Here is a 10628-nt window from a genome sequence, read left to right as displayed (position 1 = left end):
ACGATGGAATTATCATGCTCTTTGGCGGTATGAACAGTCGTAGCCGGAGGCACTTCAATCATGAAAAAGGAACTGCTTTCAGTGGTATCATCAGCTGACGGCTCTTTACATTTACCGGAACCACCACTGATAAGACCGAGTTCTCTCAATCTGCTGATTCTTTTCAAATAAGTCTTATACGATATTCCCTGTTCTGAAGTCCACCGAGTGGTGCTCAGACCGCTGCTCTGCTGTTCATAATACTGATTCAGCCACAGCTGATGCCTTGGATGTGTTTTAGTCATAAGATTATCTCCGTAAAATACGGTGACATCTTAAAGCGTTGTTTTTGGAAAATGAATAACCCTAATTGCCTATACGCTTACCTTTTAACAAAAAATTCCGTATGATTATTTATCAGGAAATGGCATGAACTTTATCGTCTTAAAAACAAACGTAAAGTATTTTCCGTTTTATAAAAATAAAACTGCAGTATGTCTGACACATACTGCAGTAAAGTCATCATAATGAACGGGTAAAGGTTAGTGCCTGCATTCACTTCTGAATAAAGGATCAATGTCCCTCAGGGAAATGCCTTTCTGCTTCAGCAGTGCAAGCACTCCCTTCAGAAGTTCTGCGGCATTCTCATTACTGCTTTCACCGTTGAACTTTGTCAGCAGGGCGTTTACGTCAGGAAGAGGTGTTTCAGCGGATGCTTCATATACGGCAATATTTGAAGCTTCAAGCGGCATGTGTCCGTCAAAGCAGCTTTCAGTTCCTCTGTGACAGGTAGGTCCAATCGGATCGGCCGCAATAAGAAGACAGTCGTTGTCGCAGTCGGCGGTAATAGCCTTGAGATTAAGGTAGTGGCGTGATTCCTCCCCCTTTGTCCATAATCTCTGCTTGGTACGGCTGTAGAAGGTTACCTTGCCGATTTCCAGAGTCTTGTCAAGAGCCTCGCGGTTCATGAATCCCTGCATCAGAACAACACCTGAGCGGTAGTTCTGCACGATTACCGGAATCTGGTTGTTTACCTTGGCCCAGTCAAGATCGTCAGGGTTAAAATTAAGGGTGTAATTAGTCACGTACAATCACTCCTTCCTTTCTCAGATAATCCTTTAATTCAGGAATATGGATAATACCCTTGTGGAATACTGAAGCTGCAAGACAGCCGTCGCATTCAGCTTCCTTGAATCCGTCCTTGAAATGAACCATTTCGCCGGCACCGCCTGAGGCGATTAAAGGCACGTGAGCCAGACTTCTGATAAGCTTGAGCTGCTTTAGGTCATAGCCCTTGCGCATGCCGTCCTGATTCATCATGTTCAGAACGATTTCACCGCAGCCGCATTCCTGAACCTTTTCCACCCATTCAGGAGTGGTCCATTTGGTGATAAGTGTTCTGTTGACGTCACCGGTGTACTGCTTTACGAGGTAACGATCGGTAGCTTCATCATAATAGGAGTCAATACCGCAGACTACGCACTGAACGCCGAAACGGTCAGCAAGTCTGGTAATCAGGGTTGGATCAGCCAGAGCAGGTGAATTGATGGAAATCTTGTCTGCACCGTATTCAAGAATTCTGGCTGCGTCTTCAACGCTCTTGATACCGCCGGCAACGCAGAAAGGAATGTTGATTACTTCCGCGATTTTACGAACCCAGCTTTTGTCCACCACACGCGAATCACTTGATGCGGTGATATCGTAGAACACCAGTTCATCGGCACCTTCATCAGCATAACGCTTGGCTAATTCAACGATACCGCCCATAACCTCGTGGTTTCTGAACTGTACGCCCTTAACAACTACGCCGTCTTTAACGTCGAGACATGGAATTATGCGTTTGGCCAGCATTTTACAGCCTCCTTGACAGTAAATTTTCCTTCAAGCAGAGAACGGCCGATGATGATACCGGCGGCTCCGCTGTCGCGAACGGCCGCTACGTCATCAAGACTGCCGATTCCGCCGGAAGCCAGGAAATCGATGTGCGGGAAGATATTGTGCAGATCTCTGTAAAGATCCACGTTTGATCCCTTGAGGGTGCCGTCGCGGGAAATGTCGGTACATAGTACGTACTTGAGGTTCACTTCGGCAAAATCGTTAATCAGATCTTCGATGGTAACCGCACTGTTTTCCTGCCAGCCCTTGATGGCAATGAATCTTTTGCCGGTAGCCGGATCAATGTTGATGTCGAGTGCCAGAACGATGTGTTCTGCGCCGAATCTGCGGAACCAGTCCTTTGCCGTCTTCGGATCCTTAACGGCGGCTGAGCCTACAACCACGCGTTCGGTACCGATGTTCAGCAGATCCTCAACGTCCTTTTCGGTACGGATGCCACCGCCGATTTCAACTGGAACCGGAGTGTTCTTAATCAGTTCTGAGATAACGTCAAGCTGTCTCTTTGATGTATCCTTGGCTCCGTCAAGATCCACGAGGTGCAGGAATTTTGCGCCTTCACTCACATAGAGGTCAAAACGTTCCTGAGGATCGGCATCGTATTCGGTTTTACGGGAGTAATCTCCCTGATAAAGACGGACTACCTTGCCGCCAATAAGATCAATTGCAGGTATAATCATGTCTGTGTCTCCTAGAGGTCAAGGAAGTTTTTAAGAAGTTTGTGTCCTATCGGACCGGACTTTTCAGGATGGAACTGAGTACCGAAGAAATTATTGCGGTTAACCACTGCTGAAAAAGTCTGACCATAGGTGGTTGTTGCCACGGTGTGTCCGGTTACGTCCAGAGCATAGGAGTGTACATAATAGAAATATGATCCGCTCGGTATATCCTTAAACAGCGGGCAGGAACCGTCGTGTTCAACCTGATCCCATCCCATGTGCGGAAGAACCAGTCCCGGAACCTTCATGAGACGTACGCCGCCGTCCACAATGCCGAGACACTTGACGGCTTCAGTTCCCTGACTCATGCTTTCTTCGGAAAAACCTGCCAGCATCTGCATGCCGAGACAGATTCCAAGCAGAGGCTGATGTGAGTTGACAATCAGATCGTCAAGATGTCTTTCCTTGATTGAGGCCATGGCTGCCACGGCGGAACCCACGCCCGGAAGAATCAGCTTGTCGGCGTTTCTGATGTCGCTTTCCCTTGCACTGATAATGCAGTCGGCGTCAAGGCGGTTCATGGCAAACAGTACTGATGACAGGTTGGCAACACCGGTGTCAATAATGGTAACTTTCTGCTTGGTCATTAAAGTACTCCTTTACTTGAAGGCAGATCATTGCCTTCTTTTTTTAGAGCCATGCGTAATGCTCTGCCGAAGGCCTTGAACAGTGCTTCAACCTGATGATGGGTGTTACCGGTGGTAACCTTCAGGTGCAGGGTAAGTCCCATGGCATATGCAAGACTGTGGAAGAAGTGCGGAACCATTTCGGTAGAGAGTTCTCCTACCTGCTGACGTACGAAGTCGGCATCGCAGCTGAATACGCAGTAAGGTCTGCCGGAAATGTCCATGCATGCGTCAACAGGATGATTCATCAGTGAATCGTCCGGAAGGCCTTCAAGCTTGGCTTCAACTTCATCCATGGCAACGGCGAAACCGAATCTGCCGATACCTCTCTTGTCTCCGAGAGCCTGCTTCAGGGCGGTACCTAGAGTAATGCCCACGTCTTCAACGGTATGATGTTCATCAACCTCAAGATCTCCTTCGGCCTTCAGCTTCATGGTGATGCCGCCGTGGGTTGCTATCTGGTCAAGCATGTGGTCAAAGAAGCCGATACCGGTAGAGATTTCACTCTTGCCGCTGTGGTCAAGATCTATAAAGAGATCAATCTTGGTTTCGTTGGTGTTGCGTATAACATGAGCGGTACGCGGAATTCTGGTCAGAAATTCGGTAATCTGCTTCCAGTTGTTGGTTTCAGGGTTGTAGCGTTCACCTCTGATGCCCATGTTCTTTGCCAGTTCCATATCAGTTTCACGATCACCGATAACAAAGCTGTGTTCCTTGTCGATGGCGCCGGGAACAAGATAGTTACCGAGAAGACCTGTTTTAGGCTTGCGGCAGGCACAGTTTTCATGAGGGAAGTGAGGGCAGATGAGAATTTCTTCGAAATTCACGTCTTCTGAAGACAGAACGTCCAGCATCAGATTGTGCGGGCCTGAAAATTTTTCGTAAGGAAGAGAGTCGGTTCCGAGTCCGTCCTGATTGGTTACCATAACCAGTTTGTAACCGGCATCCTTAAGAGCTTTGAGACTAGAGATAACGTGAGGTTCAAATTTGAGTTTTTCATAGGAGTCCACCTGCTTATCGATTACAGGTTCTTCAATGATTGTTCCGTCACGGTCGATGAAAAGATATTTTTCCATAGGCTTTCCATTAAAACATGAGGCAGATTCAATCTGCCTCACTAAGTAAACAAATCATATAACACGTGAACCGCCGGCATATGACTGCCGTTTAGGGCAGACAGGCGGCTCAACGAAGGTGCAGACAGCCGTGAGGTGCGAAGCCCAGGGGCTTTTACCGGACAGTAGACCGGCTGCTGTCTGATGCCAAATTACTGTTTAATTGAATGAAATACCGATAATACTTCATTCATTTCTTCTTCACTGCCGATGGTAACACGTACGCAGTTCTGCAGTCTGGTCTTGGTGTGGAAGTCTCTTAAAATAATGCCCTTGTCGGCGCATGCCTTGAAGAGTCCTTCACCGTCCCTGAAGCGGATGAGAATGTAGTTTGCGTTCTCATAGAAAACTTCCTGAACGTAATCAAGCTTTCTTACTTCTTCCACGAATCTGTCGCGGCGTTCAATAAGTTCGGCAACTCTTTCCTTCATGATGGCGATGCCGTGAGTGCTTAAGGCCTGAACGGCAATTTGAGCCACAGGGTCGGCAATCGGATACGGATCGATTACCTTGAGCATCAGCTTGATGACTTCCTGGTCAGCCAGAGTGAAACCGCAGCGGATACCTGCAAGCGCAAAGGCTTTTGACAGGGTACGGGTTATAACCAGATGGTCATAATCCTTCATCAGCTTGACCTTGCTCTTTTCAGGGCAGAATTCGATATAGGCTTCGTCAACCACAACCAGGCATCTGCCTCTGGTGAAATCAAGAATCTGAACAAGCTTGTCGTCATCAACCACGTTGCCTGTAGGATTGTTAGGAGAACAGATGAAAATAACCTTGATCTTTTCAGGATTGTTTTCCACAGTGTTCCTGATAGCTTCAACGTCAGGCTGGAAGTCATCGGCAGGCGGAACGTCAACGGTCTTCACACCGGCGGTGTCGGCACTGATTGAATACATGCCGTAGGTCGGAGTGCTGATAAGGATTGCGTCCCTGCCTGGTTCACAGAAGGTGCGGACCAGAAGTCCGATGGATTCGTCACTGCCGCGTGAAACCAGAATGTTTTCTTCGGCAACGCCTGAGTAATCAGCATAGGCTTCAATTACTTCAGGAGGCTGACATTCAGGGTAGCGGTTGAGAGTAATTGACTTCATCAGGAAGGTTGCACTCTTAGGCGCTTCATTCGCATTGAGGAAGTTATGTCCTTTACCACCGATACGACGGGCTGACAGATAAGGGGTAAGCTGTTTTACTCTTTCAGTGGCAAGTTCTGTAATACTGCTCATGTTATTTGGCTCCGTTAAGAATGTCCATACGAATGGTTACTGCTCTCTTGTGAGCGGTAAGGCCTTCTGCATCTGCCATAAGTTCTACGGTACGGCTGAGGTTGGTTAAACCTTCGGTGGTTGCTTCCTGTACGGTGTAGCGGCGCAGATAGTCGGCAAGACCGAGAGATGAACAGGTCTTGGCATAACCGTAGGTAGGAAGGGTGTGGTTTGTACCGCTGGCGTAGTCGCCTACTGATTCAGGAGTCCAGCCGCCGATGAAGATTGAGCCTGCATTTCTCAGGTAAGGCAGCAGGGCGCGCGGTTCTCTGGTTTCCACAATCAGGTGTTCAGGCGCATAGATGTTGGAAATGGCACAGGCCTCTTCAAGAGATTCGCATACGATGGCGATACTCTTTTCCAGGGCTCTGTTGGCGATATCCTTTCTTGACAGCTGCTGAACCTGCTTTTCAACTTCAGCGATAACTTCATTACCGTAGTTAGGATTTGTTGAAAGAAGAACAACCTGTGAGTCCGGACCGTGTTCAGCCTGGGAAAGCAGATCTGAAGCAGCAAATGCCGGATTTGCGGATTCGTCGGCAATCACCAGTACTTCGGAAGGACCTGCCGGCATATCGATGGCGGCACCGCGGAAGTCTGCGCTTACCTGCTTCTTGGCTTCGGTTACGAATGAATTGCCCGGTCCGAAAATCTTGTTTACCTTAGGTACAGTTTCAGTGCCGTAGGCCATGGCTGCGATAGCCTGAGCTCCGCCGACGGTGTAGATGTCATTCACGCCACAGAGGGTTGCGGCATAAACGATGGCATCGGAAACCGGTGGAGGAGAACATAATATCACCTTAGGACATTCGGCAATCTGTGCAGGAACGGCAAGCATGAGCACGGTACTTACCAGCGGTGCGCTGCCGCCAGGAACGTACAGACCGACACTGTCGATAGGGTGAGTGTGAAGTTCACAGGTAACTCCCGGTCTGGTGCTGACTACAACCGGAGCCGGTTTCTGAGCCCTGTGGAACATGCTGATGTTGTCATAAGCGTTCTTTAAGGCTGTCTTGAGTTCAGAATCCACTCTGTCACAGGCTGATTTGATTTCATCAGCTGTAAGTTTAATATGATCAGATTCCAGACGATCAAACTTGCGGGAGTATTCCAGAAGGGCTTCATCTCCGCGATTACGGATGTTGCTGATGATATCAGCAACAAGTTTGGCCTTGCTGCCGTCATCGGCAGTGGCGGGACGGGTGAGGATGTCTACCCGTTCCTGTTCATTTAAATCTTTCCAGCTAACAATTTTCATAATATTACTTCAACATCTTTTCAATAGGTAATACGAGGATTGAACTTGCACCCAGTGCCTTAATCTTTTCCATGGTTTCCCAGAAGAGGGTTTCGGTGGAAACTACATGAATGGCTACATGAGTTGAGTTACCTGCGAGTTCGAGAAGAGTTGGGTTTTCGGCACCAGGGAGGAGAGCGGTGATTTCCTTAACCTTGTCCTTTGGAGCATGAAGCATGATGTACTTGCTGCCGTGAGCCTGAATCATGCCGTCGATACGTCTGATGAGAGTGTCGGCAATAGCCTGCTTTTCAGGATAGAGTTCCTGATCTCTCTGAATAAGTACGGCCTTTGACCTGTAAACAACCTGAACTTCCTTGAGACCGTTGGCTTCAAGTGTTGCACCTGAACTTACCAGGTCGCAGATTGCATCGGCAAGACCTGCACGCGGAGCAACTTCAACTGAACCGGTTAACAGTACGGTCTTGAAGTTTACGCCTTGCTGATCGAGGTAGCGCTTGGTGAGGTTAGGGTAGGTGGTGGCAATCTTCAAGCCTTCAAGACTCTGAACACCTTTCCATTCCTGTTCAACAGGGATGGCAAGTGAAAGACGGCAGCCGCCGAAATCGAGCTTGCGAACGAGATTGTAGCCTACAGGTAAACCTTCCTGCTGACGTTCAAGTGTTGTTTCCTCAAGTACGTTTTCGCCAACAACACCCCAGTCAACAACATGGTCCATAATAAGACCCGGAATGTCATCATCACGAACACGGAGAATGTCGATTTCCATGTTTTCAACGTGAGCAATGAGTCTGTCCTCACGCTTGTTGATCTTTAAACCGCAGCTCTCTAAAAGTTCTGTGGTTTCAACACTGAGACGACCCTTTTTCTGCATGGCGATACGAAACTTTTTAGTAGACATGTCAAATAACCCTCTTGTATGTCTGTATAATTAAAAAACCCTTGGAAGTATCCGTTTTATTCTTCCAAGGGTCTTATGTAAATCTTTACGGCACTCCTGGAAGAAAGTCTTCCAGAAAATAAACCACTCCTCCTGAAAGACTATTTAGGACGATGATGGTGATGATGTAAATTATTGGATAATTGATACATTTTATTCTCTGTGCCAAACTTTTAAAACTGAATGCATTATACACTCTTTTTGTGTTATTGATAACAGTTTTTAGCGATTTTCCTGTTTTAATCTTTCAAAATACCGGTGTTTTTCGTCCGAAAGCCTCATCCCTGCCGTGTAAAACAGCATGAATGAAGGCTGTTGCGGCGTGACTGACGGAAAATCAGTCATATTCAGTCTCTGTTCAGAACTGATGATTTTTTAAAATTTCTCCTTCGGAATAGAGTACCGCCTTTCCGGCAATGCTTATTCTGTCTCCGTTCCGGATGCAGTACAGAATACCTGTTCTTTCCGATGCCTGGAAACAGACCAGTGAATCCTTATGCAGTCTGTCGTTCCAGTAAGGAACTATCATGCAGTGGGAACTGCCGGTCACCGGATCTTCCTTTATGCCGATTTTCGGTCCGAAAACACGGCTGACGCAGTCGTATTCACGGCTGTCTGACTGGGCGGTAACCGCCGTCAGCAGTCCGTCCAGTTCCTTCAGAATGTTTTCTTTCGGATTGAGTGTTCTGACTGACGACTCATCGGGAAGAACCAGCAGCAGATCGCGATCGAAGTAAAGATCACAAGATGAAGCGATAATTACTTTAAGAATAGAGTTCGTGCTTTTGCTCCCAGAAGATAAAACTCTGGGAGTTTTTTATTTTGAGAATAAACAACATAAATTTTGATGAAATTTGTTAAATTTCAATGAATTGATAGGCGTGTCATAAAATAAGTATAAAAACTATTTGTATTTATTCTGTACAGGCGTATAATGAACTTATGTTAATTTATAATATGAGGTGCTACTATGTTCAGAAAATTAGGTTGGATTTTTGGTGGTTTGCAGCCAGCTTATTATTTAAGACACTTTATCCTGATTTCTCCTTTGCCATTGATTGTTTTAACTCACATGCCGTTGACTGATATGGCAACTCACACGGTGATTAACTGGAATCAGGTACAAGGTTTTGCTTTTGTGGCAATCAGTTGGTTAATTTATCCGTTCTCAAGATTCGTTTACGAATCAGTTGTTAACTGGATAATGGGTGATAACGTGCTTATTGCTAATGCTTTGATTTGGTTGATTGTGAAGCTGGTTACTATGGTGCTGTGCTTTTCGTTCGCTGTATTTCTTGCTCCGATTGCTTGGATTTACATCTTTTGGTATTTTAAGTTTGGTGATGGAAAATGCGATTTTAACGGAGACTTACAGGATCGTGACGGTATTATTACTGTGGAATGTGATGACTAGATTTTTTTGAAGAGACTAATAGATGATTAAAGGCCAAGATGTAGGTATTAAAATCAAGGAAGGCAAGCCTTTAGGCTTCCCTTCTGCTGATGAACTTATTGAATATTCAGAGAGTGGGGAAGACAAGAAAAACGCTCTTGAATACGAAAAGGCTTATATTGCCTTGATTGAACAGGTTAAGGACAAATCTCATGAAGAACAGGTGAAATTCCTTGTGTCACATATGAACGAATTAAGGGGAATGCTTGACTTGTTTTCTTTTTGTCGAGATGAAGAGTTATTTCCTAAATCATCGTTGGTCACAGAACCTACTGTAAATGATGAAGTTCTTGCAAATGTGATGATTTATCGTTACGAGAACAAAATCAGTATTCTTGATGATGAGTACTGCGAAAAAACAGAAGATTATGCTCGAAAAATCAGGAGTGAACTGCTTTCCGAATTAGGCAGACAGCAAGCTTTGGCTGAGAACAAAATGGCTGAAGAGAATCCAGAAGAATTTAAGGCTCTTTGGGAAAAAAGACATCGTTTTTTTAGGAAGTTGGCGGAGGAACTAGCGGAAGATAGACCTTATACTCAGGAGGAAGCAATGAAATTATTGATGAGTGATGATGAATAAAAGAGGGCTTAATTTTAATAATGAACGTTGTTATCTCTACAGAATGTGCCAAACAGATAAAAATCATCAGAAATTTAAAGAATAAAAGAAATAGAGATTATGAAAAGTTGTACATGAGAATAGCTTTGTGCGTTAAAGCATTAGAGTCGGTAGATTGTATTGATGATGTTCCTTTTGAATTAAGATTTCATGAGGGAAATTCAGATAAAATCGGGCATTTAGGACGTGGTTTAGAAAAATGTTTAGCTGTAGACCTAGATGGAACAACAAGGTTTCTTACATTTGAGATAAAGGGAAATGCGATAGTATTAACCTCTTTGGGGCATTACAATATTTCCTTAGGAAAAGGTGATTTACGGATACCATTGGTGTAGGTATGGAGCACACATTTAAATTTGAATAATTTTGGTTGATGTAAAAAGCCCAATTAATGGGCTTTTTTAACAATATTGTCTTAGTAATAATAAGGCTCGCCAAATACTTGGCCATCAACGAGAACTTCAACATAGTGAACTGTCTTTGTGCATCCTGCAGGAATTGGATGACATCCTGTGCTTCCGCAATTTGGTATGCACTCTTTATCCTTTACGTAAGAATCATCAGTATATCCGTATTCAGCACATTCCTTTACTATCTGTTTTCCTCGGTTTCCATAGATAGTTTTTTCTTCATATCGAATACACTCCTTATGCGATGGGATAAAAGCGGCTACATTGTCATGAGATGATATTTGAGCGTCTCCTACACTCACACTAGAGCTTTCAAGACAACTGGATAGAGGAACTAATGGAGGCTTG

General features: G+C 45.4%; 13 protein-coding genes, 1 pseudogene and 1 other annotated feature. Of the genes and pseudogenes, 3 read left to right on the top strand and 11 right to left on the bottom strand.

Annotation, left to right across the window (positions count from 1 at the left end):
• From T489_RS0111085 to T489_RS14735, 10 genes are all read right to left on the bottom strand, one after another.
• Positions 1-284, bottom strand: a 284-nt coding sequence (locus T489_RS0111085; RefSeq protein ID WP_031580103.1) for a hypothetical protein, incomplete at its 3' end; no start/stop codon positions are given.
• A 237-nt stretch (positions 285-521) separates the two neighbouring features.
• Complete coding sequence (locus T489_RS0111080) at positions 522-1064, bottom strand: phosphoribosyl-AMP cyclohydrolase (RefSeq protein WP_031580102.1); 543 nt, start codon at positions 1062-1064, stop codon at positions 522-524.
• A complete protein-coding gene (hisF, locus tag T489_RS0111075) occupies positions 1057-1830 on the bottom strand; it encodes an imidazole glycerol phosphate synthase subunit HisF (protein ID WP_031580101.1) in 774 nt (257 codons plus the stop codon). Before hisF ends, T489_RS0111080 begins: the two co-directional genes overlap by 8 nt.
• Positions 1812-2552, bottom strand: a complete 741-nt coding sequence (gene hisA / locus T489_RS0111070) for a 1-(5-phosphoribosyl)-5-[(5-phosphoribosylamino)methylideneamino]imidazole-4-carboxamide isomerase (protein ID WP_031580100.1) — start codon at positions 2550-2552, stop codon at positions 1812-1814. The genes hisF and hisA overlap by 19 nt, the downstream gene beginning before the upstream one ends.
• An 11-nt stretch (positions 2553-2563) precedes the next feature.
• On the bottom strand, positions 2564-3178 hold the full coding sequence (gene hisH, locus T489_RS0111065; RefSeq protein ID WP_031580099.1) for an imidazole glycerol phosphate synthase subunit HisH: 615 nt from the start codon (positions 3176-3178) through the stop codon (positions 2564-2566).
• Positions 3178-4293, bottom strand: coding sequence for a bifunctional histidinol-phosphatase/imidazoleglycerol-phosphate dehydratase HisB (hisB, locus tag T489_RS0111060; RefSeq protein WP_031580098.1), 1116 nt, complete (start codon positions 4291-4293; stop codon positions 3178-3180). The genes hisH and hisB overlap by 1 nt, the downstream gene beginning before the upstream one ends.
• A 191-nt stretch (positions 4294-4484) precedes the next feature.
• The gene (hisC, locus tag T489_RS0111055; RefSeq protein ID WP_031580097.1) at positions 4485-5561 is read right to left on the bottom strand and encodes a histidinol-phosphate transaminase; all 1077 of its coding nucleotides are present in this window, start codon (positions 5559-5561) and stop codon (positions 4485-4487) included.
• Position 5562: 1 nt separating this feature from the next.
• Positions 5563-6858 (bottom strand): histidinol dehydrogenase, encoded by a 1296-nt coding sequence (hisD, locus tag T489_RS0111050; protein WP_031580096.1) that lies wholly within the window; start codon positions 6856-6858, stop codon positions 5563-5565.
• 4 nt (positions 6859-6862) lie between these two features.
• Positions 6863-7759: an ATP phosphoribosyltransferase gene (gene hisG / locus T489_RS0111045; protein WP_031580095.1), complete on the bottom strand. Its 897-nt coding sequence runs from the start codon at positions 7757-7759 to the stop codon at positions 6863-6865.
• Positions 7760-7788: 29 nt separating this feature from the next.
• Positions 7789-7924: a sequence feature (His leader region), on the bottom strand.
• 232 nt (positions 7925-8156) lie between these two features.
• Positions 8157-8513 (bottom strand): PhzF family phenazine biosynthesis protein, encoded by a 357-nt coding sequence (locus T489_RS14735; RefSeq protein WP_232218314.1) that lies wholly within the window; start codon positions 8511-8513, stop codon positions 8157-8159.
• Positions 8514-8768: 255 nt separating this feature from the next.
• Between T489_RS14735 and T489_RS0111035 the strand changes: the two genes are divergently transcribed.
• From T489_RS0111035 to T489_RS0111025, 3 genes are read left to right on the top strand one after another with little or no spacing between them, the layout of a single operon-like run.
• Positions 8769-9212 (top strand): hypothetical protein, encoded by a 444-nt coding sequence (locus T489_RS0111035; RefSeq protein WP_051622061.1) that lies wholly within the window; start codon positions 8769-8771, stop codon positions 9210-9212.
• Positions 9213-9234: 22 nt separating this feature from the next.
• The gene (locus T489_RS0111030; protein ID WP_031580092.1) at positions 9235-9831 is read left to right on the top strand and encodes a hypothetical protein; all 597 of its coding nucleotides are present in this window, start codon (positions 9235-9237) and stop codon (positions 9829-9831) included.
• Between the two features lie 20 nt (positions 9832-9851).
• Positions 9852-10205 carry a hypothetical protein gene (locus T489_RS0111025; RefSeq protein WP_031580091.1) on the top strand — a complete coding sequence of 118 codons (354 nt, stop codon included), beginning with the start codon at positions 9852-9854 and terminating at the stop codon, positions 10203-10205.
• Between the two features lie 80 nt (positions 10206-10285).
• On the opposite strand, the pseudogene T489_RS0111020 reads toward T489_RS0111025, so the two are convergent.
• Positions 10286-10628, bottom strand: a pseudogene (locus tag T489_RS0111020) (hypothetical protein); the annotation flags it as partial.

The organism is Ruminobacter sp. RM87, assembly GCF_000701925.1.
Taxonomy (GTDB): Bacteria; Pseudomonadota; Gammaproteobacteria; order Enterobacterales; family Succinivibrionaceae; genus Ruminobacter; species Ruminobacter amylophilus.
Note: the sequence above shows the minus strand (reverse complement) of the source record. Positions and strands in the feature narration are given on the sequence as shown.

Coding starts and splice junctions, on each gene's coding strand:
- hisG (WP_031580095.1), bottom strand. CDS start 7,759: ATGTCTACTAAAAAGTTTCGTATCGCCATGCAGAAAAAGGGTCGTCTC.
- hisF (WP_031580101.1), bottom strand. CDS start 1,830: ATGCTGGCCAAACGCATAATTCCATGTCTCGACGTTAAAGACGGCGTA.
- hisD (WP_031580096.1), bottom strand. CDS start 6,858: ATGAAAATTGTTAGCTGGAAAGATTTAAATGAACAGGAACGGGTAGAC.
- T489_RS0111030 (WP_031580092.1), top strand. CDS start 9,235: ATGATTAAAGGCCAAGATGTAGGTATTAAAATCAAGGAAGGCAAGCCT.
- T489_RS0111035 (WP_051622061.1), top strand. CDS start 8,769: ATGTTCAGAAAATTAGGTTGGATTTTTGGTGGTTTGCAGCCAGCTTAT.
- hisA (WP_031580100.1), bottom strand. CDS start 2,552: ATGATTATACCTGCAATTGATCTTATTGGCGGCAAGGTAGTCCGTCTT.
- hisC (WP_031580097.1), bottom strand. CDS start 5,561: ATGAGCAGTATTACAGAACTTGCCACTGAAAGAGTAAAACAGCTTACC.
- hisB (WP_031580098.1), bottom strand. CDS start 4,293: ATGGAAAAATATCTTTTCATCGACCGTGACGGAACAATCATTGAAGAA.
- hisH (WP_031580099.1), bottom strand. CDS start 3,178: ATGACCAAGCAGAAAGTTACCATTATTGACACCGGTGTTGCCAACCTG.
- T489_RS0111025 (WP_031580091.1), top strand. CDS start 9,852: ATGAACGTTGTTATCTCTACAGAATGTGCCAAACAGATAAAAATCATC.